This is a genomic window from Tessaracoccus aquimaris, assembly GCF_001997345.1.
GTDB lineage: Bacteria > Actinomycetota > Actinomycetes > Propionibacteriales > Propionibacteriaceae > Arachnia > Arachnia aquimaris.
Genome location: NZ_CP019606.1, coordinates 1,114,406 through 1,138,426 on the forward strand (window position 1 = coordinate 1,114,406; position 24,021 = coordinate 1,138,426).

Annotated in this window: 29 protein-coding genes and 1 pseudogene; 17 read left to right on the forward strand and 13 right to left on the reverse strand. The window is 68.2% G+C overall.

Going from position 1 to position 24,021, the window contains the following annotated elements; all coding sequences use genetic code 11:
- Positions 1 to 7 precede the first annotated feature (7 nt).
- The 7 genes and pseudogenes from BW730_RS05285 to BW730_RS05315 all read left to right on the forward strand — a co-directional run bounded on the left by BW730_RS05285 (position 8) and on the right by BW730_RS05315 (position 4,814).
- Positions 8 to 340, forward strand: a complete 333-nt coding sequence (locus tag BW730_RS05285; protein WP_077685340.1) for a small basic family protein — start codon at positions 8 to 10, stop codon at positions 338 to 340.
- Positions 333 to 1,136 carry a DUF881 domain-containing protein gene (locus tag BW730_RS05290; RefSeq protein WP_077685341.1) on the forward strand — a complete coding sequence of 268 codons (804 nt, stop codon included), beginning with the start codon at positions 333 to 335 and terminating at the stop codon, positions 1,134 to 1,136. Before BW730_RS05285 ends, BW730_RS05290 begins: the two co-directional genes overlap by 8 nt.
- An 89-nt stretch (positions 1,137 to 1,225) precedes the next feature.
- Entirely contained in the window at positions 1,226 to 1,717 is a 492-nt protein-coding gene (locus BW730_RS05295; RefSeq protein ID WP_077687534.1) for an FHA domain-containing protein, read from the forward strand.
- Positions 1,717 to 2,394: a transcriptional regulator FtsR gene (gene ftsR / locus BW730_RS05300; RefSeq protein WP_077685342.1), complete on the forward strand. Its 678-nt coding sequence runs from the start codon at positions 1,717 to 1,719 to the stop codon at positions 2,392 to 2,394. The genes BW730_RS05295 and ftsR overlap by 1 nt, the downstream gene beginning before the upstream one ends.
- 15 nt (positions 2,395 to 2,409) lie before the next feature.
- A complete protein-coding gene (locus tag BW730_RS05305; protein ID WP_077685343.1) occupies positions 2,410 to 2,880 on the forward strand; it encodes a bifunctional nuclease family protein in 471 nt (156 codons plus the stop codon).
- 165 nt (positions 2,881 to 3,045) lie between these two features.
- Positions 3,046 to 3,587: pseudogene (locus BW730_RS05310) on the forward strand (MerR family transcriptional regulator).
- A gap of 27 nt (positions 3,588 to 3,614) precedes the next feature.
- Positions 3,615 to 4,814: a YhjD/YihY/BrkB family envelope integrity protein gene (locus BW730_RS05315; RefSeq protein ID WP_077685345.1), complete on the forward strand. Its 1,200-nt coding sequence runs from the start codon at positions 3,615 to 3,617 to the stop codon at positions 4,812 to 4,814.
- 751 nt (positions 4,815 to 5,565) lie between these two features.
- On the opposite strand, the gene BW730_RS05320 is transcribed toward BW730_RS05315, so the two are convergent.
- Complete coding sequence (locus BW730_RS05320; RefSeq protein WP_077685346.1) at positions 5,566 to 6,786, reverse strand: pyrophosphate--fructose-6-phosphate 1-phosphotransferase; 1,221 nt, start codon at positions 6,784 to 6,786, stop codon at positions 5,566 to 5,568.
- Between the two features lie 154 nt (positions 6,787 to 6,940).
- On the opposite strand from BW730_RS05320, the gene BW730_RS05325 reads away from it, so the two are divergent.
- From BW730_RS05325 to BW730_RS05340, 4 genes are all read left to right on the forward strand, one after another.
- Positions 6,941 to 7,210 (forward strand): hypothetical protein, encoded by a 270-nt coding sequence (locus BW730_RS05325; RefSeq protein WP_077685347.1) that lies wholly within the window; start codon positions 6,941 to 6,943, stop codon positions 7,208 to 7,210.
- Positions 7,211 to 7,295: 85 nt separating this feature from the next.
- Entirely contained in the window at positions 7,296 to 7,739 is a 444-nt protein-coding gene (locus BW730_RS18430; protein WP_077685348.1) for a TadE/TadG family type IV pilus assembly protein, read from the forward strand.
- An 11-nt stretch (positions 7,740 to 7,750) separates the two neighbouring features.
- Positions 7,751 to 8,638 (forward strand): aldo/keto reductase, encoded by an 888-nt coding sequence (locus BW730_RS05335; RefSeq protein WP_077685349.1) that lies wholly within the window; start codon positions 7,751 to 7,753, stop codon positions 8,636 to 8,638.
- A gap of 30 nt (positions 8,639 to 8,668) precedes the next feature.
- The gene (locus BW730_RS05340) at positions 8,669 to 9,289 is read left to right on the forward strand and encodes an L-threonylcarbamoyladenylate synthase (RefSeq protein WP_077685350.1); all 621 of its coding nucleotides are present in this window, start codon (positions 8,669 to 8,671) and stop codon (positions 9,287 to 9,289) included.
- Positions 9,290 to 9,305: 16 nt separating this feature from the next.
- Here the strand turns inward: BW730_RS05340 and BW730_RS05345 are convergent, their stop codons facing one another.
- The 5 genes from BW730_RS05345 to BW730_RS05360 all read right to left on the reverse strand — a co-directional run bounded on the left by BW730_RS05345 (position 9,306) and on the right by BW730_RS05360 (position 13,303).
- The gene (locus BW730_RS05345; RefSeq protein ID WP_077685351.1) at positions 9,306 to 10,508 is read right to left on the reverse strand and encodes a hypothetical protein; all 1,203 of its coding nucleotides are present in this window, start codon (positions 10,506 to 10,508) and stop codon (positions 9,306 to 9,308) included.
- 96 nt (positions 10,509 to 10,604) lie between these two features.
- The gene (locus tag BW730_RS05350; RefSeq protein WP_077685352.1) at positions 10,605 to 11,297 is read right to left on the reverse strand and encodes a DUF937 domain-containing protein; all 693 of its coding nucleotides are present in this window, start codon (positions 11,295 to 11,297) and stop codon (positions 10,605 to 10,607) included.
- A gap of 175 nt (positions 11,298 to 11,472) precedes the next feature.
- Entirely contained in the window at positions 11,473 to 11,622 is a 150-nt protein-coding gene (locus tag BW730_RS18435; RefSeq protein ID WP_158522480.1) for a hypothetical protein, read from the reverse strand.
- A complete protein-coding gene (locus tag BW730_RS05355) occupies positions 11,622 to 12,602 on the reverse strand; it encodes a class I adenylate-forming enzyme family protein (protein ID WP_158522481.1) in 981 nt (326 codons plus the stop codon). The genes BW730_RS18435 and BW730_RS05355 overlap by 1 nt, the downstream gene beginning before the upstream one ends.
- A 41-nt stretch (positions 12,603 to 12,643) precedes the next feature.
- The gene (locus BW730_RS05360; RefSeq protein ID WP_077685354.1) at positions 12,644 to 13,303 is read right to left on the reverse strand and encodes a tyrosine-protein phosphatase; all 660 of its coding nucleotides are present in this window, start codon (positions 13,301 to 13,303) and stop codon (positions 12,644 to 12,646) included.
- A 203-nt stretch (positions 13,304 to 13,506) separates the two neighbouring features.
- Between BW730_RS05360 and BW730_RS05365 the strand changes: the two genes are divergently transcribed.
- Positions 13,507 to 13,710 carry a hypothetical protein gene (locus BW730_RS05365; protein WP_077685355.1) on the forward strand — a complete coding sequence of 68 codons (204 nt, stop codon included), beginning with the start codon at positions 13,507 to 13,509 and terminating at the stop codon, positions 13,708 to 13,710.
- Positions 13,711 to 13,745: 35 nt separating this feature from the next.
- Positions 13,746 to 14,189: a PTS sugar transporter subunit IIA gene (locus BW730_RS05370; RefSeq protein WP_077685356.1), complete on the forward strand. Its 444-nt coding sequence runs from the start codon at positions 13,746 to 13,748 to the stop codon at positions 14,187 to 14,189.
- Positions 14,190 to 14,652: 463 nt separating this feature from the next.
- Here BW730_RS05370 and BW730_RS05375 read toward each other — a convergent pair whose 3' ends face one another.
- Together BW730_RS05375 and BW730_RS05380 are read right to left on the reverse strand one after the other, a co-directional pair.
- On the reverse strand, positions 14,653 to 15,354 hold the full coding sequence (locus tag BW730_RS05375; protein WP_077685357.1) for a tetratricopeptide repeat protein: 702 nt from the start codon (positions 15,352 to 15,354) through the stop codon (positions 14,653 to 14,655).
- Entirely contained in the window at positions 15,351 to 16,304 is a 954-nt protein-coding gene (locus BW730_RS05380; RefSeq protein WP_077685358.1) for an aldo/keto reductase, read from the reverse strand. The genes BW730_RS05375 and BW730_RS05380 overlap by 4 nt, the downstream gene beginning before the upstream one ends.
- Before the next feature lie 47 nt (positions 16,305 to 16,351).
- Between BW730_RS05380 and BW730_RS05385 the strand changes: the two genes are divergently transcribed.
- Positions 16,352 to 16,993: a DUF1801 domain-containing protein gene (locus tag BW730_RS05385; RefSeq protein WP_077685359.1), complete on the forward strand. Its 642-nt coding sequence runs from the start codon at positions 16,352 to 16,354 to the stop codon at positions 16,991 to 16,993.
- On the opposite strand, the gene BW730_RS05390 is transcribed toward BW730_RS05385, so the two are convergent.
- Both BW730_RS05390 and lpdA read right to left on the reverse strand, forming a co-directional pair.
- Complete coding sequence (locus BW730_RS05390) at positions 16,990 to 17,343, reverse strand: Cif family virulence factor (RefSeq protein WP_077685360.1); 354 nt, start codon at positions 17,341 to 17,343, stop codon at positions 16,990 to 16,992. The genes BW730_RS05385 and BW730_RS05390 overlap by 4 nt on opposite strands.
- Positions 17,344 to 17,440: 97 nt before the next feature.
- Entirely contained in the window at positions 17,441 to 18,841 is a 1,401-nt protein-coding gene (gene lpdA, locus BW730_RS05395) for a dihydrolipoyl dehydrogenase (RefSeq protein ID WP_077685361.1), read from the reverse strand.
- A 91-nt stretch (positions 18,842 to 18,932) separates the two neighbouring features.
- On the opposite strand from lpdA, the gene BW730_RS05400 reads away from it, so the two are divergent.
- Positions 18,933 to 20,474, forward strand: coding sequence for a helix-turn-helix domain-containing protein (locus BW730_RS05400; RefSeq protein ID WP_077685362.1), 1,542 nt, complete (start codon positions 18,933 to 18,935; stop codon positions 20,472 to 20,474).
- Positions 20,475 to 20,477: 3 nt separating this feature from the next.
- Here BW730_RS05400 and pdxY read toward each other — a convergent pair whose 3' ends face one another.
- Positions 20,478 to 21,332 (reverse strand): pyridoxal kinase PdxY, encoded by an 855-nt coding sequence (pdxY, locus tag BW730_RS05405; RefSeq protein WP_077685363.1) that lies wholly within the window; start codon positions 21,330 to 21,332, stop codon positions 20,478 to 20,480.
- Between the two features lie 99 nt (positions 21,333 to 21,431).
- Between pdxY and BW730_RS05410 the strand changes: the two genes are divergently transcribed.
- Both BW730_RS05410 and BW730_RS05415 read left to right on the forward strand, forming a co-directional pair.
- On the forward strand, positions 21,432 to 22,202 hold the full coding sequence (locus BW730_RS05410) for a glycerophosphodiester phosphodiesterase family protein (RefSeq protein WP_077685364.1): 771 nt from the start codon (positions 21,432 to 21,434) through the stop codon (positions 22,200 to 22,202).
- Between the two features lie 54 nt (positions 22,203 to 22,256).
- The gene (locus tag BW730_RS05415) at positions 22,257 to 22,598 is read left to right on the forward strand and encodes an RNA polymerase-binding protein RbpA (protein WP_077685365.1); all 342 of its coding nucleotides are present in this window, start codon (positions 22,257 to 22,259) and stop codon (positions 22,596 to 22,598) included.
- Positions 22,599 to 22,657: 59 nt separating this feature from the next.
- On the opposite strand, the gene BW730_RS05420 is transcribed toward BW730_RS05415, so the two are convergent.
- Positions 22,658 to 23,212, reverse strand: a complete 555-nt coding sequence (locus tag BW730_RS05420) for an FxsA family protein (protein WP_077685366.1) — start codon at positions 23,210 to 23,212, stop codon at positions 22,658 to 22,660.
- Positions 23,212 to 23,991, reverse strand: coding sequence for a polyprenol monophosphomannose synthase (locus BW730_RS05425; protein WP_077685367.1), 780 nt, complete (start codon positions 23,989 to 23,991; stop codon positions 23,212 to 23,214). Before BW730_RS05425 ends, BW730_RS05420 begins: the two co-directional genes overlap by 1 nt.
- Positions 23,992 to 24,021: the final 30 nt, after the last annotated feature.

The following is a 24,021-nucleotide window of genomic DNA, read 5'->3' on the forward strand; positions in this document are numbered from 1 at the left end:
GGAACCGGTGTTCGCCGTGCTTGGCCTGATCCTGGGGATCGTGGCCGGAATCATCCTGCAGCCGACGCTGCCGCCCGTGCTCGCCCCCTACCTTCCCATCGCGATCGTCGCGGCCTTCGACGCCATCCTCGGCGGCACCCGCGCCTACCTTGAGGGCATCTTCTCCGACCGGGTATTCCTGGTCTCGTTCCTGTCGAACGTCATCATCGCAGGCCTCATCGTCTTCGTCGGCGACCAGATCGGGGTCGGCTCGCAACTGTCGACCGGTGTGGTCGTCGTGCTCGGCATCCGCATCTTCACCAACGCCGCCGCCATCCGGAGGGCGCTGCTGCATGCCTGAGCCGGAGCGGGAGACCCCCGAGACGCCCGACATCGCAGGGGTCGAGGCGGACGAGGACGCGCCGCGTCGCGCGGTCGACGCGCCGAAGGGGAGCCTGCTGCGGGCCTTCTTCAGGCCGAGTCGAGGCCAGTTCGTCATCGGCGTCGCGTTGTTCCTCACCGCGCTGATCGTCGTGATGACGCTCCGCTCGCAGGCCGCGCAGCCCGAGTTCGCCAACGTCCGCCAGGCCGACCTGATCCAACTGCTCGACAGCGTGACGGCGGAGACCCGCCGACTCGAGGGGGAGGTCAGCGACCTCGAGAATGCCCGCAACGAGCTGATCAGCGGCGCGGATCGCGACCAGGCAGCCCGCGAGGAGGCCGAGCGTCGACTACAGCAGGCCCAGATCATCGCGGGCACCGTCCCTGCGGTCGGGCCGGGTGTGCGGATCCAGATCAACGACCCTGAGGGCCGGGTGAGCGCGGAACTGCTCCTCGACGCGATCGAGGAACTGCGCGACGCCGGCGCCGAGGTGATCGAACTCAACGACTCCGTGCGACTCGTGATGCGCTCCTACTTCTCGACCGACGAGCAGGGCCGGATCACCGCCGACGGCACCGTCCTTGAGGCCCCCTACGTGATCGACGCCATCGGCGACCCCGCGACGCTCGAGGCGGGCGCGCGGTTCCGTGGCGGCCTCGTCAGCGAGGTCGAGGGCGAGCGGGTCGGCGGAACAGTCACCATCGAACAGGTCCAGTCAGTGGAGATCTCCACCACCGTCACGCCACCCGAAAACGAGTTCGCCCGTCCGCGTTAGCCCGCTTGATGGCGGGTGATAAGTTCTCTCAGGTAGCGTTGTCCGCACGCGGACCGCGATTTCCAGCCGATGCCGACCAGGAAGTGAAGATGATGAAGTGTCCCAAGTGTGGATCCGAGAGCCCTGCCGAGGCGCGCTTCTGCAGTGTGTGCGGGACTTCGCTCACTGACCCGACCGGCGACACCACCACGATGATCCCGGTCGCCTCCGACGAGCGGGAGTCCGTCGAACTCACCGACCAGGAACTCGAGGCCGTCAAGGAACTCGCCCCAGGCAACGCGCTGTTGATCGTCAACCGTGGCCCCGGCGACTCGAACCGCTTCCTGATCGACGCCGATATCACGAATGGCGGTCGCCACCCGGAGTCCGACATCTTCCTCGACGACATCACCGTCAGCCGCCACCACGCCAAGTTCGTGCGCAGCGCGGGCAAGCTGTACCTCGAGGATCTCGGCAGCCTCAACGGCACCTACGTCAACCGCACGCTGCTCGACGGCCGGACGGTGCTGCGGGAGGGCGACGAGATTCAGATCGGCAAGTACCGCGCCACCATCTCGCTGAGCGAGCCCGGAACGAACTGATGCCGGGCGCGGCGCGCACCATCGGCCGCGTACTGGAGATGATCCGCCCAGAGTTTCCCGACATCTCCGTATCAAAGCTGAGGTATCTCGAGACCGAAGGGCTCATCGCCCCCGATCGGCAGCAGCCGTCCGGCTACCGCCGGTTCAGCCAGGAGGACGTCGACCGACTGCTGTACGTGCTGCGTGCGCAACGCGACCGCTACCTGCCTCTGAAGGTCATCCGCGAGGAACTCGAGGCCCTCGACCGCGGCGAACAGCTCCCCGCGCACACCCCCACCGAAGAGGAACCTGCCCCGGAGCCCCGCCAGGCGCCGAGGGGGCACGGCGGCGGACAGTCCCTGATGACCCGCCGTCAGGTCCTCGACGATTCGGGGCTGGGGGAGGCCGCGCTGATCCAACTCGAGCGGCTGCGCATCATCCAGCCGCGTCGAGGCTCCCAGTTGTACGGCCAGGAGGCCGTTGCGATCGCCGCCGCCGCGCGCCGGCTCGCCAGTTACGGCGTCGACCTTCGGCAGATGCGCGTGCTGCAGCAGGCCGCCACCATGGAGGCCGCCCTGGTCGAACAGGCGCTCGAACAGTACCGGCGCCGCACCGGCCCGCCGCCCGAGGTCGTGGCGGACCTGTACCGCGTCGTCATGCAGGCGCACGCCGGGCTGCTGCACGGCCAGATCCACTGAGCTAAGTTTGGATTCATGATCGGACTCGACGTCATCGGCATCAGGCTGCTGACCCCTGAGGACCCACCCGTGCTGCTGCTGCGCGAGCAGGACGGAACCCGCTGCCTGCCCATCTGGATCGGCAACCAGGAGGCGGCCGCGATCGCCGCCGCGCTGGAGGACGAGGTGCCGGAGCGCCCGATGACGCACGACCTGCTGGCCGCCGTGCTGACCCTTGTCGAGCCCGACATGGGCCTCGTGCTCATCTCCGGGATGGACGAGGGCGTCTACGAGGCCGAACTGCACGCCGGAGGCAACATCATCGACGCCCGGCCCAGCGACTGCGTGGCCGTGGCCCTGCGTCTCGGGTGGCCGATCCAGTGCCCCAAGGAACTGATGGATCAAGTCGGGGTTGAGGTTGAGGCGGCGTCGACCGACGAGGTTGAGGCTTTCAGGGCGTTCCTCGACAGCGTGAACGCGGACGACTTCGAGGATGATAACCCGTAGTCAACCGCGAATGGCCGTCGGGAGTTCGGGTACCCAACGCCCCATCGGGTGAAATGGCGGCCCGCGTTTCGGGTTTGGCTTGGGCGTGTCGTTGACCCTGAAGCACGCCGGAGGTTAGCGTCAGGGGGTCGGCTTCCCCGGCGAGTAGAGATGAAGTGAGGCACAGTGTCCGAAAAGCCAGCGCTGCAAGAGGTGCTCTTTGACGGTGACTTCGCGCCCGTGCCCAGCGACACCGGCTACCGCGGCCCCATCGCGCACCGCGTCGCGGGCATCACCTACCGCCAACTCGACTACTGGGCCCGCACGGGGCTCGTGGTTCCGTCGATCCGCAACGCCGAGGGATCCGGAACCCAACGCCTCTACTCCTTCCGCGACATCCTGCTGCTGCGGGTCGTGAAGCGCTTCCTCGACGTCGGCATCTCGCTGCAGCAGATCCGCGTCGCCATCGACCACCTCAACGCCCGCGGCGTCGACGACCTCACCGAGCTGACGCTGGTCAGCGACGGTTTCAGCGTCTATGAGGTCACCTCCGCGAACGAACTGTTCGACCTGACCCGCGGCGGCCAGGGCATGTTCATGATCTCCGTCAGCAGCGTCTGGCGCGAGCTTGAGGGCACGCTGTCTTCGCTGCCGGGGAGCGCACCGCCGTCGAGGAGCCCCATCCTGGCGACGAGCTCGCCGCGCGTCGCCGCGCCCGCGCCGTCTGACACATCTCTCCCGGTAGGGTCGGGGTCGTGAAGGACTGGATCGACCGGGTGATGAACAAGCCAGCCGTCGCGCACGCGCTGGCGGCCAACGACCGCTACAACTCGCGCCTCGGCCCGCAGTTCGCGGCGGGCATCACCTACTTCTCGGTGCTTTCCATGGTGCCGATCCTGATGTTCTCGTTCGCGGCCCTCGGCATGACCCTGACGGTGATCCGCCCCGAACTGATGGACGTCGTGCTCGACTACATCGAGAAGGGCCTCACCGACGCGAAGATGTCGAAGGAGATCAAGGACGCCGTCGTCGGCCTGTTCCAAGGCTGGGCCTCTGTCGGCGTCGTCGCCCTGTTGACGGCGGCCTACTCCGGCTCCAACTGGGTCGGCAACCTCAAGCGGGCGATCCGCGTGATGTGGTCAAAGGACTTCGAGGACGCCGCGGAGAAGAAGAACTTCTTCGTCGAGTTGGGCCTCAACCTGCTGACCTTCGTGGGGCTGCTGGTGTGCATCGTCTTCAGCGTCGGCGTCGCGACGATCGGCAGCACCTTCTCCCGCACCGTGCTCGACTGGCTCGGCTGGTCGGAGGTGCCAGGCATCGGCTTCCTGTTCGCGCTGCTCGCCATCGGGTTGTCGTTCGTGGCGAGCTGGATCCTGATGGCCTTCCTGTTCATCGTGATGCCGAACCAGCCAGCGCGGCCCCGGCCGTGGCTGGTGGGGACGCTGATCGGCGCGGTCGCGCTGACGGCGATCCAGCAGTTGGCGGGCCGGCTGGTCGGGCTGCTGTCTGGAAACCGGGCGGCAGGGATCTTCGGCTCGGCCATCGTGTTGATGCTGCTGTTCAACATCATCGCGACCATCATCCTGATGGCGGCGGCATGGGTCGGCTCCTCGGACGAGTGGCGCGAGGAGCGGGCGAAGCGGATCGCTGAGAAGCAGGAGCGGCTGGACGCCGAGGCGAAGAAGGCCGCGGGGGAGGTCGAGCCGCCGGTAGTGGTGGCGCCGAAGCCTCAGCCGGTCGTGCCTGGCCGGTGGGCCGCGACGAAGTCGCTCGACGACCTGCGGGGCGCCGACCAGACGCTGCCGGAACCCGAGGGGGAGTTCGTGCGCCAGAAGGTCGCGGCCCGAGGGATGCGGATCAACCTGGGCCTCGGCTACGGCGTCGGAGCGGCAACCGGCCTCGGCGTCGGCGCGCTGATCGTCGCGATCGCCAAGAAGATCTTCACCCGCCGCTGATCGAGCCAGCCGCGGCGACGTAGTCGCCCGCTGCTGCGTCGAAATCCTCGTGAGATGGGGCAGGAAGCTGCTGATTGAGCCAGCCGCGGCGATGTAGTCGCCCGCTGCTGCGTCGAAATCCTCGTGAGATGGGGCAAGGGACTGCGTTCGGGTGCCGGAGGTTTCGACGCGACGCGCGGGGCTTCGCCCCGACGGTCGGCTCAACCAGCGGGCCAGCCGCGGCGACGGCCCGGTTGATTGGGACCAGCCGCGGCGACGGATCCGTTGATTGAGCCAGCCGCGGCGACGCAGTCGCCCGCTGCTGCGTCGAAATCCTCGTGGGGTGGGGCAGGGACTGCGTTCGGGTGCGGGAGGTTTCGACGCGACGCGCGAGGGGCTTCGCCCCGACGGTCGGCTCAACCAGCGGGCCAGCCGCGGCGACGGACCCGTTGATTGAGCGAGCCGCGGCGACGCAGTCGCCCGCCGCTGCGTCGAAATCTTCGTGGGGTGGGGCAGGGACTGCGTTCGGGTGCGGGAGGTTTCGACGCGACGCGCGCGGGGCTTCGCCCCGACGGTCGGCTCAACCAGCGGGGCAGGGACTGCGTTCGGGTGCGGGAGGTTTCGACGCGACGCGCGCGGGGCTACGCCCCGACGGTCGGCTCAACCAGCGGGGCCCGGCCGTCGGCTCAACCAGCGTCGCCTCGGCTCAACCAGCGCGAACGCAGCGACGCCGGCCGCCCCCCTACGGGGCGACCGGCGTCGGTTGCTCAGGTCAGTGAGCGGCGATCCTGTTCGGGAACTCCTGGCCGATGGAGGCCAGCAGGTCCTTGTACCACTGCTGATCGATGTCGAACGGCTTGCCGCCCTTGATCCGGTCGAAAGCGATGGCCGTGAGCACGTCGCCGTTCTCCTCGTCCTGGCCGATCACGCCGGGCTCGCCGCGCAGGGCCGAGTCGACCGCGAGGTCGGTGCACTGCTTGATGAGCGCCAGGTCGGCGTCGTTGGCCGCGGCGGAGCGGGCGAAGTAGCCCGACTTCTGGATCAGCACCTTCTCGGCGTTGAGCTTCTCGGCGAACTTCGAGCCGAACCACTTGCCGGGGTTGATCTGGTCGATGCGGACGTGGCCGAACGGATCGCGGGGGACCTCTTCGCCCGCGGCCTCCATCTCAGCGACGATCGCGTCGAGGCCTGCGCCCTCGGACAGGAAGATCGTCACGTTGCCGACCTCGTCCATGATCGCGTTGAGGCGCTCCGACTCCTTGGCGAGGTTGATCTCGCCCTCGGGCACGTAGACGCCGTGGATGTCCCACGCGGCCTTGGAGAGGCCGATCTCGGGCAGCCACTGCTGACCCTCGACCCACTCGCGGTACTTCTGGGCCGTGGCTGCGGTTAGCCAACCGCAGTGGCGACCCATGACCTCGTGCACGATCAGCATCCGGGAGCCGGAGTTGTGCTCTGCCACGACGTTCTCGGCGAAGATCGCGCCCTGCTCGGCGGCGGTCCAGGCGCCCAGCGACTGACGGATCGGGATCACGTCGTTGTCGATCGTCTTCGGCAGCCCCACCACGGTCAGGCCGTAGTCGTGCTCGGCCAGGTAGGCGGCGAGGTCGGCGGCGGTGGTGTTGGTGTCGTCGCCACCGATGGTGTGTAGAACGTCGACGCCGTCGGCGACGAGGCGGTCCGCGGCGACCTTGAGCGGGTTGTCACCCTCGGCGACCAGGCCCCGCTTGACGAGGTCCTTGGCGTTGGTGAGCTTGACGCGCGAGTTGCCGATGGGCGAGCCACCGAACTTGTCGAGCAGGCCGGCGTTGGCGCGGACGGTGTCGTCGACGACGAGGAAGTCGCCCTTCAGCAGGCCCTGGTACCCGTGGCGGTAGGCAATGATCTCTACTTCCGGAGCGACCTGGGTGTAGCGCTCGATGAGCCCACCGATCGCGGCGGAAAGGCAGGGGGCGAAGCCGCCGGCCGTGAGGATGGCTACCTTCTTGACCATGAGTGTCCTTTCATGAATTCTCCGACGCGGGACGCGCGTCGGCCCCAGCCTATTGCACCGCGCCGCCCTGGGCCCATGGGGGGCCGAGGCAGTGGCTGTCCACAGACCTGACCAAATCGCTCCGGCGAGGCCGTTTGGTTGCGAAGATGGCGCGATGGGGCGGCAACGGGGGATGAGCGGATCGGTGCAGGCGGTGATCCTGCTGCCCGCGGCGCTCGGGATCTTCCTGCTGCTTGTCCAGTGGTCGATGCTCGCCTGGGCCGACGCCGTCGCGCTCGCAGCAGCAGAACACGGGGCGGCCGTCACCGCGGTCCATGGTGGCACCGAGTCGGACGGCAGGCTAGCGGCGCAGGAGGCCGCTGGGGAGGGGCGCTGTCCGACGTGTGGGTCTCGGTCGAGCGCCGGGCGGGCGGTTCGACGGTGACGGTGTCCGGCACCAGCAACGCGGTTCTATGGCCCGGACGGATCAGCAGGACCGTCGTGGTTCCCAACGAGAGGCTGACGGGATCGTGACACGGCGGCCGAGGCGAACCAGGCGCGACCAACGCGGCCTCGCGATCTCCGTCGAGGCCGCCGTCGTGCTGCCCGCCATCGTGTTGTTCATCGGCCTGCTGATCAGCCTCGCCCGGCTCGCCCTGGCCGACCAGCACATCGGCGCGGCCGCCGCGGCAGGTGCACGCGCCGCCTCCCTGGAGCGCTCGAGCACGCGGGCGCGGGCGGCCGCCTCAGACGCGGTCGACGCGGCCATGCAGCGCCGCGGCCTGGCATGCGACGCCACCACCGTCGAAATCGACGCCGCGCAGGCGTCGCGGCCCGTCGGGCAGTACGGGGTCGTGTCGGTTCGGCTCACCTGCGCCGTTCGGCTCTCGGACGTGACGCTGCCGTTCATCCCTGGCAGCCTCGACGTCACCGCTGAGCGAACCTCGCCCGTGGACCCGCTGCGGGGCAAGTAGGGTGGGGTTTCATGACCACACCACAGCGCAGGCTCGGCCAGTTCACCGTCTCCGCGATCGGCTACGGCGCCATGCCCGTGTCCATGAGCGACTCGCCGGTCCCCGAGCGCGAGCAGGGCATCGCGACGGTGCACGCGGCCCTCGACGCGGGCATCACCCTGATCGACACGGCCGACATCTACGCGCCGTCCTGGGACGCCATGGGGCACAACGAGGCGCTTGTCGGCGAGGCGCTTGCGGGCTGGTCAGGCGACAGGGAGCCGATCGTGATCGCCACCAAGGCGGGCATCACACGCGGAGCGGGCGAGACCTGGGGCCGCAACGCCACGCTCGACTACCTCCGCGGCCGCGTCGAGGCCTCGCTGCGGAACCTCCGCGTCGACACCCTCGACCTGCTCTACCTGCACCGTCCCGACCGTTCCATCCTCTACTCGCAGGCGATCGAGAACCTCGCCGTGCTGAAGCAGGAGGGCCTCGTCGCGGAGATCGGCGTCTCCAACGCGAACGTCGAAGAAATCGAGATCGCCGTCGACGTGCTGGGGGAATCGGGCCTCGCCGCAGTGCAGAACGAGTTCTCGCCCAGGTTCAACCACACCTCCAAGGACGAACTGGAGTACTGCGGTAAGAACCGGGTCGCGTTCCTGCCCTGGTCGCCGCTCGGCGGCACCGGCGGCGGCGCGAAGCGGTTGGGGGAGAGGTTCCCGGCGATCCTGAGCGTCGCCGAGGCGCATGGCGTCAGCGTCCAGCAGGTCACCCTTGCCTGGGAGTTGGCGCTCGGAAGCCACGTCATCCCGATCCCCGGCGCGTCCAGGCCGGAGTCGATCACCGACTCGGCGCTGGCCATGTCGCTGGCGCTCTCCGACGACGAGGTCGCGGCCTTGTCGAGCGCGCTCCTGTAACTGGGGGCCGGGCTGGACTAGCCTTGAGCGATGGCTCAATACTTCGATGTCCATCCCGTCAACCCGCAGCCCCGCGCCCTGAACCAGGTCGCCCGGATCCTGGAGGGCGGCGGACTGATCGCGTACCCGACCGACCTCGGCTTCGCGTTCGGCTGCATGCTCGGCAACGGCGAGGCGCTGGAGAGGATCCGCAAGATCCGCCAGTTGAGCGACAAACACCACTTCACGCTCGTCGTCGACGAGTTCGCCAAGCTCGGCCAGTTCGTCGAGATGGACAACTGGATCTTCCGTGCAGTGAAGGCGGCCACGCCGGGGCCGTACACGTTCATCCTCAAGGCGACCCGCGAGGTGCCGAAGGTGATGCAGCACCCGAAGAAGCGCACGGTCGGCGTCCGGATTCCCGATCACCGCACGACGCTCGCGCTGTTGGAGACCATCGGTGCCCCGCTGATGTCGTCGACGCTGCTTTTGCCCGGCGTCGACGAGCCGCTCACCGACGGGTGGGCCATCAAGGAGGAACTCGACAACCAGATCGACGCGGTCCTCGACTCCGGGGACGCGGGAACCGAGCTGACAACGGTCGTCGACCTGACCGGCGACGAGCCCGTCATCGAGCGGCTCGGCGCTGGCGACCCGACCCCGTTCGAGTAGGCCGCGGGCAGACGCGTCAGTCGTCGTCGGCCAGGCTCAACCAGCGCTGCGGCGCGGTGCCGTGCGCGACCAGGGTCGCGCGGTAGCGGTGCCGCGCCGCCAGGTTGCGGTGCACATCCTCGGCGACCCGGTCGAGGAACAGCGTCCGGTACATGGAGTCCTGCAGCGTCGACGCGGCGAACGAGATGCCGCTGAACAGCGCCAGGATCATGCACACCCGGAACATGTGTGCCTCCATCGGCATCCTGACGCCAAGGATGACCAGGTCGCGCGCCGCCTCGCCCGTCCAGGTGGCGATCAACTCGTCGGTCAGCGAGATCGCCCCGAAGACCGCGAAGACGGCGAACGTGACGGCGACAAACATGGTGATCTGCACGAACTGCACCGTCATGGACACGGCGATCAGGTTGAACCTCTCACCAGAGGACAGCTTCGAACGGCGCGCCTGCAGGCCGCTGAACGGGGTCGCCTCAAGCAGCGGTTCCTCCGTGTCGTCGTCCTTCTCGTCGTCGATCATGTCAAACGTGGCGGGCAGCACGATCAGCACGATCATCAGGATCAGGAACGCGGCGAGGAGCGTCATGCGCGGCTGCGTCATGGTGCCGGCCAACTGCCACAACTCGTTGGTGAAGAACACCAGCAGGACGGTCAGCAGCAGCAGCGGCAGGATCCGTGCGACAGCCGGAACGGTCACCGTCAACTCCTTGGCGCCCCGCTTTCCCGCCCAACGGAGCATGTTGCCCAACCCGTAGAAGCCGATCAGCGCGGCGAGCAGGAGCAGCAGCAGGCGGCTGACGATGTCGATGTGCAGGCCGCCGGTGGCGTGCGTGAGGGCCGCGATGAGGCTCAGGCCGCCGAGCCAGAAGACGATGATGACGACCCCGACGATCAGCCGGAGCAGGGGAGTCATGCGCCGCTGCAGCCAGGCGTAACCCATGCCGAGCGGGATGGCGAGCAGGAACACGATGCCCGCGACGATCAGGGTGGTGCGCTGCGCCGGTCGTCGCAGGACGTCCAGGAGTTCGACGCTCCCCTCATCGGCCACCGCCGCATCGACCATCACCAGCCCGATCGCCAGGAACGCGAACGTGACCAGCAGCGGAACCGTCCGGGGAATCAGGCCACGCAGGCGCCTGGCGGGCGGCACGACCAGCGGCAGCCCGTTGGCGCGCAGCCACTGCTCCTGCTCGAGCAGTTGGGTGTCGGTTCCTCGCGCCACTGTCACCTCCATCGGACCCGGTCAAGGCTAGCGCCCTCGGGGCGCGAAGAAGGGCGCCCCGCGATGCGGGACGCCCTCCGTCGACTTGGGCTGTGACTAGCGCTTTCCGCCGCCGAGCAGGCCGCCGAGGATCTGGCCGAGGATGCCGCCGCCCAGACCCGGGTCGGACGACTCCTGCTGCTGGGTCTGCTGCGACTGGTCGGGGAACTGCATCTGGGGAGTGGACGAGTCGGCCGCCGGGCCCGCCTGGTCCTTGAACACGCCGCCCGACTGTGTCGTCGAGGTGGGGGTCGCGGGGGCGCTTGAGCCGCCGCCGAGCACCTGGCCCAGGATGTCGCCGAGGATGCCACCGCCGCCGGCGGACTGCGTCTGCGGCTGGCCCTGTCCCTGGTCGACCTTCATGAGCTTATTGGCGAGCCAGGCCATCACGATGGGGGCCAGGATCGGCATCAGCTTCTTGATGAGCGCGCCGCCGCCGCCCGCGCCGCCGAGCTGGCTGACGACAGCGTCCTCGTTGGAGCCGAAGATGTTGGCGGTGATCTTCTGGCCGTCGGCCTGGTCGATCTGCGAGACGTCAACGCCGTCGGCGATGAGGCCGGGGGAGTGCTGCCCGAGGGCGCCGAGCAGCGAGTCGGCTCCGGCGGGGTCCTGGACGTTGGCGTCCATGCCCATCAGCAGCGCCGGGACGGCCTGACGCACGGCACTCTCGACCTCGTCGGGGCTCGCGCCGACCTGCTGCGCGAGCTGGTCGATGGGAAGCTGGTTGAGGATGTCCTGAATCTCAGACATGGATGTGAACTCCTTCACGAAATCACTAGCGCCGGTCGGCGCACGGGACAACGCTAGCGCCGGCCGGCGACATGTGGGGCCGAATGCCTAATTGCGGGCGGGAGGCGCTGTCCGCCCGCGAGGCGGTGTGGAGAGCCGGCCCTGGACGCCGTATCGGGGAGTGGGGCGGGACGCCTCAACCGGGACCGGGACGCCCTTCGTCGGAGGCCGCCCCGGACAGGCTGGCCGACTCCTCCTGCTCGAGTTGGGTGTAGGCGATCTTGCCGACCAGGGTGGTGGGCAGCTCGGTGCGGAACTCGACCCCCCTCGGCACGGCCCACTTCATCAGGTGCCTGCGGCAGTGAGCCGCCAGGTCTGCGCGGAACTCGGGGTGTCGGTCTGGCCGCCGCCCGGTACGACGAAGGCCTTGACGGAGGTCATCTGGTACTCGTCGGGGGTGCCGATCACGCACGCCCTGTGGACACCCGGGTGTGCCTCGAGCACCTGCTCGACCTGCGCGGGGAAGACCGAGACGCCGGAGACCTTGATGATGCGCTTCTGGCGGCCCTTGAAGTAGAAGAAGCCGTCCTCGTCCATCGTCCCGATGTCTCCGGTGTGGAGCCACAGCAACCCGTCCCGGTGGGTGCGCAGCGTCACCTCTGTCGCCTCGGGATCGTTCAGGTACCCGAGCATCAGGGTGGGACCGGTGACGCACAGCTCGCCCTCGCCGCCCGGGGGCAGGTCTTCGGCGGTGTCAGCGTCGACGACCTTGAGCCGCATGCCGGGGATCGGGATGCCGATCGAGTCCTCCCGGTAGTTGTCGGCGGGGGACACGGTGCAGGCCGTGACGCACTCGGTCAACCCGTAGCCCTCCATCAGTTCGACGGTTCCGCCCTGCGACTGCATGGCGGCGTCGAAACGATGCTTCAGGCTGCTGGTCAGGCTGTCGCCACCGCAGTAGGCGCCACGCAGGGTGTCGAAGCGCACCTTCGCGAACTTGGGGTGCTGCAGCAACGCCTGGAAGAGCGTCGGCACTCCCGCGATGAACGACGGCGAGTACTTGAGGAGGTTGTCGATGTAGATGGCGGCGCTGAACTCAGGAACCAGGATCGAGTGGGCCCCGACCGTGAGCGCCGTGTGGACGCAGAGTCCGAGCCCGAAGCCGTGGAAGACGGGAAGGATCGCCAGGACCGACTCGCCTGCCGAGAATCCCGTGATGGCACCCATCGAGACGGCGAGCGCGTTGAAGTTGGCGCTCGACAGCTCGATGCCCTTCGGCAGGCTGCTCGTGCCGCCGCTGAAGAGGACCACCGCGCTGTCGTCCACGCCTGTCGAGCGTTCGTACGGACGCGGCCGCGCGCCGGCCTTCATGAACTCGGACCAGCGCAGGATCCTTGGATCATCGGTTGGTACGGGGGCGATCTTGCGGTCACGTCATCCGGCCCCCAGGTGGACTGCCGGTCTGCCGTTGGGGAGTGGGTCAGCGTGCCTGCCATGGCCCTGACCGACTCGGCGTAGTCGTCGGCGACATCTGCCGGGTCGACACCCGCATTGCTCAGAAGAAGCGTGCTGATCATGCCGGTCCGGTCACGTCCTGCGCTGCACTGAACGAGGATTCCCGTGGGGGCTGCGGCGATCGCGCTCAACGCGCCGAGAACGAGGTCCGGCAGGATTCGCCAGTTATGCCGCCAGTACTCAGGCGAGTCCAGGATCGGGAAGCAGGTCTCGCGAAACTCCGGGTTGTCCTGGTCCTCGGTCGGGGCATTCACGATGGATACGGCAGCGGATGCTCTGGCGTCGACGACAGGATCTCCCGCCCGAGGACCGATCTCGTGGGCACATCGCAGGTCGACAACCGTGGCGAGGCCCCAGCGCTGGGCGTCCTGCCATCCCGTCTCGGTCAACAGTTCGCGACGAGGTCCGCGTGCGACCCGGCCAAAGACCGTGGCGCCGGTCTTCGACGCCGGTGTCGGTAGCCCTCCGAGGTCGCGGGCGTTGCGGTAACCGTCCCAAGCAAGGTTGCGCATGGGCGAGAGTCTAGGAGGGGCCACGGTTGGTCCTTGGCGACGGACTCGGCCTGGAAGCGGGAGAGGCGCACCCTGACACACAACCGGTTCGCATAATGACATAATGTTGCTTATCGGACATGGCATCAGGCGGGAGGCGAGTGGCGTTTGGGTGGGTTTGCCCCTCACGTGTTCTGAACTCCTTGTCTAGGTGGTGGACGTCGATGCCCGATCCCCTCGAAGGCGTCGCACCCGATGGGACGATACGCACCGGCGTGACCGCCGCGCCGTCGCGTCGAGACGTCAAGCTAGCCCTCGGCCACGGTGGCGTCGTGCCCGTCGATGTGGACAGCTTCGCCGACCTGATCGGGCTGTGGCCGACCGAGGACGGTGCCGGCGGTGTGCGCCGCTTGATAGCGGCACGATAAGGTCTGAAAACACAACGATGAGGTTGGGAGAACAGATGCAGGTTTACGCTCCGTGCGACGGTCGGGTCATCGCCTTGGCAGACGTCGACGACCCGACGTTCTCCGGGCAGTTGGTGGGTCCAGGCGTCGGAATCGTGCCACCCGACGGCATGCAGACCGTGGTCGCGCCGGCCGACGGCAAACTCCTGAAGGTCGACCCGCACGCCTTCATCCTGCTGGTCGACGGCGCGGTCGGGGTGCTCGTGCACGTCGGCATCAACACCGTCCGCCTCGAGGGACGCCTGTTCGAGGTGCTCGCCGAACAGGGCCAGGACGTGACCGAAGGCACGCCCATCGTGTCGTGGGATCCCGCGACGCTGACCGATCCCGCCATGGATCGCACCGTGATCGTCGTCCTGATGGACCAGGCGCCCGACACCATCACCTCTGACGTGATCGGCGCCGACGTGTCGACCGGGGCCGCACTGTTCAGCAACTAGGCCGCGCTGGCGGGCGATGCTCTTCTGCGGCGTGTGACGACGGTTGCGGACCCTTCGACTCGGGCGCAGGCGCCCGGCTCAGGGAACGGCGCCGAACCGTTGGCTGGGCTTGTCGATGCCTCCGAGGGTCGCGTTGCGCATCGGCGACGTTGGCTGAGCTTGTCGAAGCCTCCGAGGGTGCACGGTCTGGCACCGGTCGGTGAGTTCTTGGTTGCGGACCCTTCGACTCGGGCGCAGGCGCCCGGCTCAGGGAACGGCGTGAACTGTTGGCTGAGATTGTCGAAGCCTCCGAGGGTCGCGTGCGCGTCGGCGACGTTGGCTGAGCTTGTCGAAGCCTCCGTGGTTGCACGGTCGGGCACCGGCCGGTGAGTTCTTGGTATCGGACCCTTCGACTGGGGCGCAGGCGCCCGGCTCAGGGAACGGCGCAGGCAGCCGGCTCAGGAACGGCAGTGTGACGCGTGGCTCAGGAACGCGGCAGGAGGGCCAGTTCGGCGGCCGCCGCCGTGTCACCGGGGTCCTGCGCGAGCAGTGCCCCCAGGATCTCCCTGGCGCCCGCGTTGTCGCCGGTGCGGCGCAGCAGGTGCGCCACCGCCCACCGTGCCCGCGACCGCTGTACCGGGGTGCCGCGCTCGGCGAACCACTCGTCGGCCCGCTCGAACACCGTCAGAGCCTCCGACTCGCGGCCCGCGTCGGCCAGGTTCCAGGCGTGGTTGTTGAGCAGGCTCCCCTGCCACCTCTCCACGTCGGCGTCGTGGCTTGTCATCGCGATCCGCAGCCCGCGGCGGGTCCACTCCTCCGAGTTGTCCCGGTCGGTGATCGCCAGCATGTGCAGCGCGTCCACCGTAAGGAACTCGTCGGCGCCCAGTTCGAAGGCGGCGGTGAACGGGGCGACCGCCGCCTCCGCGTCGCCCGAGGAGTTGAGGATCCTGCCCCGCTCGAGCGCCACCCGCTGAGCAACCACCGGATCGTCCGAGGAGACGGAATCGAGTTCTGCCGACGCCTCGTCGAAGCGTCCCTGCAGCCCGAGGGCGCGGGCCACCTGGGTCGTGAACTCGTCGCGCAGCGGCCCCGACGACTCGTCGCGCCTGGCGCGCAGCGTCGCCTCGAACGTCGCGGGATCGCCCCAGTAGGGCTGCAACTCCCCCGCCGGGATCCGGCTGGTCACGGCCGGAACAACTCGTCCACTGCGGCGATCACCTCTGCGGGCACCGGTGCCGCGCCCGCTGCCGCGTTCTGTGCGACCTGCGCGATGGTCGTCGCCCCGGCGATCACCGAGGAGACGGGCCGCTGAGCAAGCAGCCACTGGAGAGTCGCCTCAAGCATCGTGACGCCAGCACCGTCGCAGATCCGCTGGTACGCCTCGAGCCGATCCCAGTCGGTGGCGTCCAGCAGCGCCGGCTTCAGCTTGCTGAGCCGCCCCTCTCCCCCGCCGCCGCGGGTGTACTTGCCCGTCAGCAGGCCGTTGGCGAGCGGAAAGTACGGGAAGACGCCGAGCCCAAGGTCTTGCGCGACCGGCAGCAGGTCCGACTCGACGCCGCGGGAGATCAGCGAGTACTCGTTCTGGGCAGAAACGAAGCGCGCCAGCCCATCCCGCTCGGCGACGGCCGCGGCCTCCGTTGCCTGCGCCGCGTCGAAGTTGGAGTGCCCGATGTGGCGCACCTTCCCCTCGTCGACCAGGCGCGTCAGGGCCGCCAGGGTCTCCTCGATCGGGGTCGCCTCGTCCGGGGTGTGCATCTGGAGCAGGTCGATCCGGTCCGTGCGGAGCCGCCGCAGCGAGCCCTCGACGCTGGAACGGATGTAGCGGTCCCCGCCCTTCGCGCCCCAACCATCAGACCCAGGAAACGTGACGCCCCGATGGCCGAACTTGGTGGCAAGCACCACCTGGTCGCGGATGCCCTCCAGCGCGACGCCCATGAACTCCTCGCTGCGACCCGGCTCCGACCCGTAGATGTCGGCACCGTCGAAGAAGGTGATTCCGGCGTCGACGGCGGCGCGGATCACCGCGGTGCTGCCCTGCTGCGTCTCCGTGTCGGTGCGCGGCCGAGAGAAGTTGTTGCAGCCCATGCCCACGACGCTGACGACGAGATCGGAGGTGCCGACCATGCGAGATTCCATGCCCAAACCCTAGTGCGACAAGCCCACGCAGGCGGTAGGTTCTGCCCATGCAGTCTGTCCCCCTTCCCCGCACGTCCGCGCCTGCGCTCGCGGCGCTGCGGGCCGCCGGATACCACGACCTCTCGGCACTGGACGGCGTCTCGATGCCGGAGCTTCTGGCGCTGCACGGCGTCGGCCCCCGCGCGATCCGGGCGCTGCGCCTCGCGATGACCGAGCACGGGTGGGCGTTGGCCGACGACGACCCGACTGTCGGCGCCGCACCAGGCGGGGTCGTCGAGGGTGCCCGCGGCACGGGCCGCAACGACAACGCCACCACCGTCACCGACGTCTCACCCGAGGCCTGGGTCGAGTCGCTGCCGACGCCGCGCCAGGTTGAGCAGGGCCGCGCGATGCTGAAACTCTTCGGCGAGGTGACCGGCGAGAGGCCCGCCATGTGGGGGCCGAGCATGGTCGGCTACGGCCACCAGCACTACGTCTACGAGTCGGGCCGGGAGGGCGACTCGATGCGCACCGGCTTCAGCCCGCGCGCGGCAAACCTCGTCCTGTACGTGATCTCGCCCGGCGTCGAGGACCTGCTGAAGCGACTCGGCCCGCACAAGCGTGGCGTCAGTTGCCTCTACCTCACGCGACTCGACCGTCTCGACCAGGACGTTCTGCGCGACCTGGTGCGCAACGCCTGGGAGTCCTAGAGCGTCAGCGGCGTCAGGACCGCGATCTTCCAGGTGTCGCCGTCGGCGATCAACTGGTACATGTTCCGCTCAGGCGGCTGCGTGTCGTAATGCCAGGTGACGTCGGCCCAGATGCTGTGATCTGTGGCCGCCACAGACTCCACCTCGGGGCGTGCCTCCGAGACCCCTGCGTACTGCGCGAACGCGGCGGTGAAGAAGTCGCGGGTCTGGGCCCTGTCCGACACGGCGATCGAGCGGCCCGGGAACAGGATCAGGGCCGGGACGGCGTAGCTGTCGGCGATGGCGTCGGCGTCCCGGGCCAGCAGCGACTTGGCGTAACTTTCGAAGAACTCGTGGGCTGCGGTGCTCATCACCCCACGCTAACCCCGGCCGATGCCGGAGATCGGGTTTCGGGGAAACGACGACGGCACGGCCCCGAGGGAGCCGTGCCGTCCGCGAAGAGCCGGGTCAGAAGTTGATCATCTTGCCGCCGATGCCCTCGGCGGCCTCCTTGATGGCCTCGGAGAGGGTCGGGTGCGCGTGGATGTTGTGGCCGACCTCCTCTGCCGTCAGGTCGTAGGCCTGCGCCAGGGTGAGCTCGGGCAGCAGTTCGGTGACGTCGGGGCCGATCATGTGGGCGCCGAGCAGTTCGTTGTAGCGCGCATCGGCGACGATCTTGACGAAGCCGACGCCCTCGCCGAGGCCCCAGGCCTTGCCGTTCGCGGCGAAGGGGAACTTGGAGACCTTGACCTCGTAGCCCTTGTCCTTGGCCTGCTGCTCGGTGTAGCCGAACGAGGCGACCTGCGGCTGGCAGTAGGTGGCGCGCGGGATCATGTCGTAGTTGATCGGGTGCGTCTCGACGCCCGCGATGGCCTCGGCCGCGACGACGCCCTGCGCCTCCGCGGTGTGGGCCAGCATCATCTTGCCGGTGCAGTCACCGATCGCGTAGATGTTGCCGACGTTGGTGCGCATGAAGTCATCGATGGCGACGGCGCCGCGCTCGGTCAGCGCGACTCCGGTCTTCTCAAGGCCGTAGCCCTCGACGCGCGGCGCGAAGCCGACGGCGGACAGGAACCGGTCGGCCTCGAGGACCTGCTGGTCGCCGCCCTTGGCGGGGCTGACGGTGACGCGCACGCCCGATCCGGTGTCCTCGATCGACTCGACCTTCGTCGAGGTCAGCACCTTGATGCCGAGCTTCTTGTAGGCCTTCGCGAGCTCCGCGGAGATCTCGGCGTCCTCCGTCGGGACCATCCGATCGAGGTACTCGACGATGGTGACGTCGGCGCCGAACTGGCTGAGCACGTAGGCGAACTCGGTGCCGATCGCGCCGGAGCCGCCGATGATGATGGAGCCGGGGACGGCGTCGGAGAGGATCTGCTCCTCATAGGTGACGACGTTGGCGGAGCGCTGCGTGCCGGGCAGCATCTTGGTCGTGGCGCCGGCCGCGACGATCGCGTTGGTGAAGCGCACCTGCTGCTTCTCGCCCGAATCGGACTCGACCTCGATGGTGTTGGCATCGATGAATGTGCCCCACCCGTCGAGTTCGGTGATCTTGTTCTTCTTCATCAGGAAGTGGATGCCCTTGGTCATCCGGTCCGAGACGGTGCGGCTGCGGCTGAACGCCTTGCCGTAGTTGAAGGTCACGTCGCCCTCGATGCCGAAGGTGTCGGCCTCGTGGTTGAAGATGTGGGCCAGTTCCGCGTTGCGCAGCAGCGACTTGGTCGGGATGCAGCCCACGTTCAGGCAGACACCTCCCCAGTACCGCTTCTCGATGATCCCGACCTTCAGGCCGAGTTGGGCGGCGCGGATGGCGGCGACATAGCCACCAGGACCGGCGCCGAGAACAACGACGTCAAATTCTGAGCTCATGGCTCACACTCTATCCCCCAACTCCCCCCTGACGACACACGAAGAGGGCAAGAATGGTTGGTTCATCTCACACATGAGATAGGCTTACCGGATGAGTGCTACAAGTGAGTCCATCGGACGGATGATTCGCGACGCCCGCACCTCGCGGGACTGGTCGCAGAAGAGGCTGGCTGAGGAGTTGGGCACTGCCCAGAGCGCGGTGCACCGGATCGAGGCGGGGCAGCAGAACCTGTCCCTCAGCATGATCAACCGCCTCGCCGAGGCCCTCGAGATGCCGCTGATCCAGACGGCCACGCAGGGCAGCATGAACTTCGAGATCCAGGGCCCGACGACCCTCTCCGGCGAGATAGACGTCCGCACGTCCAAGAACGCCGCCATGGCGGTGCTGTGCGCGTCCCTGCTCAACCACGGTCGCACCGTGCTGCGAGGCATCGCCCGCATCGAGGAGGTCGACCGCATCAACGAGGTGCTGACCTCCATCGGCGTGAAGCTGACCTGGATCGGCGAGGGCAACGACCTCGAGATCATCCGGCCCGAGCACCTGAAGCCGGACCACATCGACGAGCGCGCCGCCCGCCGCACGCGCAGCATCCTGATGTTCCTCGGCCCGCTGCTGCACGAGTTCGACGACTTCAAGCTTCCGTACGCCGGCGGCTGCGACCTGGGTGCACGCACCGTCCACCCGCACATGTCGGCGCTGTCGAAGATGGGCCTCACCGTCACGGCCACCGACCGCAACTACCAGGCGAAGGTCGTGCGCGACGTCTCCGACGCCCGCCAGATCACGCTCATCGAGCGCGGCGACACCGTCACCGAGAACGCGATCATGGCGGCCGCCCGCACCCCGGGCGTCACGACGCTCCGCAACGCGTCGGGCAACTACATGGTGCAGGACCTGTGCTTCTTCCTGGAGCGGCTCGGAGTCCGCATCGACGGCATCGGCACCACCACGCTGACCATCCACGGCGTCGAGACCATCAACACCGACGTCGAGTACTACATCTCCGAGGACCCGATCGAGGCGATGAGCCTGCTCACCGCTGGCATCGTCACCCGCTCGGAAATCACCGTGCGGCGCTGCCCCGTCGAGTTCCTCGACGTCGAGTTCGCCGTGCTGGACGAGATGGGCCAGGTGTTCGAGTTCTCCGAGGAGTACACCAGCCACAACGGCAAGACGAGGCTGGTCGACGTGACGGTCAAGCCGTCCGACCTGCACGCGCCGCTCGACAAGATCCACCCGATGCCGTTCCCCGGCCTCAACATCGACAACCTGCCCTTCTTCGCCGTCATCTGCGCGACGGCCACCGGGCAGAGCGTCATCTACGACTGGGTCTACGACAACCGGGCGATCCACCTGTCGAAGCTGTCCGAGCTGGGCGCCAACATCCAGTTGATGGACGCCCACCGGCTGCTGATCATCGGACCGACGGCATGGCGGGGGCGCCAGATCGACTCGCCGCCCGCGCTGCGTCCGGCCGTGTGTGTGCTGCTTGCGGCGCTCGCCGCCCGAGGCACCACCAACCTGATGGACGTCTACGTCATCAACCGCGGCTACGAGGACCTCCCCCATCGCCTGAACAAGCTGGGCGCGAACATCAACGTGTTCTGGGGCGATCCCCCGACCGACGACTGAGCCTCAGTCGACCCGTCGGGCCGCGAACCTGGACCGCGGCTCGACGAGGTCCTGCTGCGCCGCAACCAGGCGCAGTTCCGACGAGCCCGCCGCGGTCGTGGCCTCCAGCACCGAGTAGGTGGCCGACGCCGTCGCAGACAGCGCGCCCGCCAGGCCATCGCCCCGCAGCCAGTGCGCCAGGAACACCGCGGTCGTCAGGTCACCGGAGCCGGTGAAGGCCCGATCGATGAGCGGCGTCTCCACGACCCACGCGGCCTCGCCGTCGACCGCGAGCATCCGCATGGCGTCCTCGCCCAGGCCGTCGCCCACCACGGACGTGACAACCACGACCCGGGGGCCGCGTTCCCGCAGCGCCCGGGCGGCCGCCACCACGTCGTCCAGCGCCCGCGGGTCGGTTCCGGTGAGGTAGCGCAGTTCGAAGAGGTTCGGCGTCATGATGTCGGCGGCGGGGACGACCTCGTCGCGCCAGAACTCCGGGATTCCCTCCGAGGCGTAGAAGCCCTTGTCCTCGTCGCCCATCACGGGATCGGCGCAGAAGAGGGCCGCCGGGTTGGCCCGCTTGATGGCCGCGGCGGCCTCGAGGATCGCCCGGCCGACCTCAGCGGTGCCGAGATAGCCGCACAGCAGCGCGTCGGTGACCTCGAACGCGCCGCGCTCCCCGACCCCGCGGACGACGTCGCGAACGTCCTGGACCGACAGGAGCGGCCCGCGGAAGGTCGGGTAGCCCGTGTGGTTGGAGAAGTTGACGGTGTTGACCGGCCACACCTCGACTCCGAGGCGCTGGAGCGGGAACACCGCGGCGGAGTTGCCCGCATGTCCGTAGGCCACGGCCGACTGGATCGACACCACTGCTGTCATGGGGCCAATGCTGGCCGCACGCTCGGCGTCGCGCAACGCGACATCACCAGGCGTTCGCCGTTGGCGCAACCGGGTCACCACCCCATACACTTGGCCTCCATGGCTGAGGTCTATGCGGACTACCTGTCCCCGGAGTTCATCGCGATGGCTCATCGTGGTGGCTCATTCCTCACGCCCAATCTCGGCATCGAGAACACCGTCAGGGCGTTCAGCAACGCCGTCGAGTTGGGGTACCGCTACCTCGAGACCGACGTGCATTCCTCCGCGGACGGCCAACTCTTCGCCTTCCACGACGGCGACCTTGAGCGGGTCACCGGCTATGAGGGGTCTCTCCACTCGCTTCCCGCCGACGACGTGCGGCAGTTGAAGGTGGGCGGACGCGAGCCGATCCCCTCGCTCGACGAACTGTTCGAGACCTTCCCGGACATCAACTTCAACATCGACCTGAAGCACGATCCAGCGGTCGAGCTCCTTGCGGACGCCATCTCGCGGCACGGGGCCGAGCGCCGCGTGTGCGTCGGATCGTTCTCCCGGCCCCGCATCAAGCGGTTCCGCGCGCTGCTCCCCCGCGTCCCCACCGCCGTGTCCAGCCTCGGCTCCGCCGCGCTCACCGTCGGCCGCATCTCCAAGGGCGGCCAGGTGTACCAGGTGCCGATGACCCACTCGGTCGGGCCGGTCACCGTCGACGTCGTGACCCCCCAATCCATCGCGAGGGCGCACCGCGCGGGACGCAAGATTCAGGTGTGGACCATCGACGAGCCGACCACCATGCACCGCCTGATCGACTGGGGCGTCGACGGCATCATCACCGACCGCCCCGATTTGCTCAAAGAGGTACTCCGCGCCCGGGGTATGTGGTCTACTCGGTAGGGAACGATTCGGCCCTCCGAGTCGTTGTACCAGTGGAGAAACGAAGGAGGGAAGATGGCAGATCGTGCACTGCGCGGCGTCGGTCTCGGCTCGAAGACATTCGAGGACGAGCAGGGAGTTGAATTCGCCGAGCGTCAGAGTCTCGCTTTTGACTGTCCCAAGGGGCATCACTTCACCGTAACGTTCTCCGTCGAGGCCGATCTCCCGACCGAGTGGGAGTGCAAGAAGTGTGGGCTGATGTCCACGCGCTCGGATGGCGTCGTCGGAGAGGAAAAGGTCGAGAAGCCCGTGCGTACCCACTGGGACATGCTGCGTGAGCGTCGCTCGATCCCCGAACTGGAGGACATCCTCGCCGAGCAGTTGGAGAAACTGCGCGACTCGGATCGAATCTACTAACTGACCACGTACAACGCCCGCCAGGTCTTTCGACCGGCGGGCGTTGTCGCGTCCAGGGCTCAGGGACGGGGCGAGTCCTGGCCCTCCGGGTCGATGATGGTGCCCTCGATGACCACGGACTCATCCTGCTCGCGAGGGGCGAAGCCCAGGTCGGGCGCGATCTCGGGGATCAGCGTGACGGCCTCTGCCACCGTCTCGCCCTTGATGACGACCGGGGCGTTGCCGCTGCGCTGCAGAGTACGGGCCGCCCACCAGGAGATCGCCGACTTGACGAACGGACGCGTGAACGGCAGCAGCAGGAGCGCGCCGACGACGTCTGAGAGCAGCCCCGGCAGGATCAGCAGGATGCCTCCCGTGAGCACCAGGCTCGCGTCCGCCATCTGACCCTGCGGGAGTTGCCCGGAGCGCAGTGACTCCGAGAGCGCCTTCCAGGTCTTGCGCCATTCGCGTTGCAGCAGGAACAGGCCGAGCACCGTGGTGGTGAGCAGGATCAGCAGGGTCCACCAGCCAATCTCGCCCGCCACCCAGATCAGGGCGGCCACCTCTGCGATGACATAGAGCAGTAAGCCCAGACCGGTCAGTCCGAGCCAGAGTCCTCCGCGGCGGTTCGCCATCACGCCTTCTTCTTGTGCCCGATCGCCCTGCGGACGCCGCCGGTGAGTTGCCCCAGGCGGTACTCGATGCCCCACAAGGTGGTGCGGATCAGAGCCTCGACGACGATGTTCTTGCTCATCTTGGAGTCGCCGAACTCGCGTTCCACGAACTCGATCGGCACCTCGACGACCTTGAAGCCGTTCTTGAGCGTGCGCCACACCAGGTCGATCTGGAAGCAGTAGCCGGCGGAGGCCACTTCGTCCAGCGAGATGCCGCGCAGCGTGTCCGCCTTGTACGCGTTGAAGCCGCCGGTGGCGTCCTTGACGGGAATGCCGAGCCACATGCGCGTCCAGAGCGACCCGCCCTTGGAGATGAACACCCTGGACTTGGGCCAGTTCACGACTGAGCCGCCCTTGACCCAACGCGACCCCTTCGCCATGTCCGCCCCGTCGGCCAGCGCCTGCAGCAGGCGGGGCAGTTCCTCGGGCTGGTGCGAGCCGTCGGCGTCGTGCTGCACGAGGACGCCGTAGCCGTTGTCGAGGCCCCAGTGGAAGCCGGCCAGGTAGGCGGCGCCGAGGCCCTCCTTGCCCTTGCGGTGCATCACCTTGATGTGGTTGTCCTCCGCCGCGAGCCGGTCCGCGAGGTCGCCCGTGCCGTCGGGAGAGTTGTCATCCGCGATGAGGATGTCGGCGTCGGGGACAGAACGGCGGAGGCGGTTGGTGATGCTCTCGATGTTCTGTGACTCGTTGTACGTCGGGATGATCACGAGCACTCTGCCGAGCGCGTCCTGCGAGGTCATGGGCGTCCTTGGGGTTCGATTGTCCCGTCC

Excerpts from the sequence above, each read along its gene's own strand:
- BW730_RS18435 (WP_158522480.1), bottom strand. The coding sequence starts at position 11,622 with ATGAAGTGGGCCGTGCCGAGGGGGGTCGAGTTCCGCACCGAGCTGCCC.
- BW730_RS05365 (WP_077685355.1), top strand. The coding sequence starts at position 13,507 with ATGCCCGATCCCCTCGAAGGCGTCGCACCCGATGGGACGATACGCACC.
- BW730_RS05370 (WP_077685356.1), top strand. The coding sequence starts at position 13,746 with ATGCAGGTTTACGCTCCGTGCGACGGTCGGGTCATCGCCTTGGCAGAC.
- BW730_RS05340 (WP_077685350.1), top strand. The coding sequence starts at position 8,669 with ATGGCTCAATACTTCGATGTCCATCCCGTCAACCCGCAGCCCCGCGCC.
- pdxY (WP_077685363.1), bottom strand. The coding sequence starts at position 21,332 with ATGACAGCAGTGGTGTCGATCCAGTCGGCCGTGGCCTACGGACATGCG.
- BW730_RS05410 (WP_077685364.1), top strand. The coding sequence starts at position 21,432 with ATGGCTGAGGTCTATGCGGACTACCTGTCCCCGGAGTTCATCGCGATG.
- BW730_RS05325 (WP_077685347.1), top strand. The coding sequence starts at position 6,941 with ATGGGGCGGCAACGGGGGATGAGCGGATCGGTGCAGGCGGTGATCCTG.
- BW730_RS05350 (WP_077685352.1), bottom strand. The coding sequence starts at position 11,297 with ATGTCTGAGATTCAGGACATCCTCAACCAGCTTCCCATCGACCAGCTC.
- BW730_RS05415 (WP_077685365.1), top strand. The coding sequence starts at position 22,257 with ATGGCAGATCGTGCACTGCGCGGCGTCGGTCTCGGCTCGAAGACATTC.
- BW730_RS05295 (WP_077687534.1), top strand. The coding sequence starts at position 1,226 with ATGATGAAGTGTCCCAAGTGTGGATCCGAGAGCCCTGCCGAGGCGCGC.
- ftsR (WP_077685342.1), top strand. The coding sequence starts at position 1,717 with ATGCCGGGCGCGGCGCGCACCATCGGCCGCGTACTGGAGATGATCCGC.
- BW730_RS05380 (WP_077685358.1), bottom strand. The coding sequence starts at position 16,304 with ATGGAATCTCGCATGGTCGGCACCTCCGATCTCGTCGTCAGCGTCGTG.
- BW730_RS05290 (WP_077685341.1), top strand. The coding sequence starts at position 333 with ATGCCTGAGCCGGAGCGGGAGACCCCCGAGACGCCCGACATCGCAGGG.
- BW730_RS05305 (WP_077685343.1), top strand. The coding sequence starts at position 2,410 with ATGATCGGACTCGACGTCATCGGCATCAGGCTGCTGACCCCTGAGGAC.
- BW730_RS05400 (WP_077685362.1), top strand. The coding sequence starts at position 18,933 with ATGAGTGCTACAAGTGAGTCCATCGGACGGATGATTCGCGACGCCCGC.
- BW730_RS05335 (WP_077685349.1), top strand. The coding sequence starts at position 7,751 with ATGACCACACCACAGCGCAGGCTCGGCCAGTTCACCGTCTCCGCGATC.
- BW730_RS05425 (WP_077685367.1), bottom strand. The coding sequence starts at position 23,991 with ATGACCTCGCAGGACGCGCTCGGCAGAGTGCTCGTGATCATCCCGACG.
- BW730_RS05385 (WP_077685359.1), top strand. The coding sequence starts at position 16,352 with ATGCAGTCTGTCCCCCTTCCCCGCACGTCCGCGCCTGCGCTCGCGGCG.
- BW730_RS05390 (WP_077685360.1), bottom strand. The coding sequence starts at position 17,343 with ATGAGCACCGCAGCCCACGAGTTCTTCGAAAGTTACGCCAAGTCGCTG.
- lpdA (WP_077685361.1), bottom strand. The coding sequence starts at position 18,841 with ATGAGCTCAGAATTTGACGTCGTTGTTCTCGGCGCCGGTCCTGGTGGC.
- BW730_RS05360 (WP_077685354.1), bottom strand. The coding sequence starts at position 13,303 with ATGCGCAACCTTGCTTGGGACGGTTACCGCAACGCCCGCGACCTCGGA.
- BW730_RS05420 (WP_077685366.1), bottom strand. The coding sequence starts at position 23,212 with ATGGCGAACCGCCGCGGAGGACTCTGGCTCGGACTGACCGGTCTGGGC.
- BW730_RS05320 (WP_077685346.1), bottom strand. The coding sequence starts at position 6,786 with ATGGTCAAGAAGGTAGCCATCCTCACGGCCGGCGGCTTCGCCCCCTGC.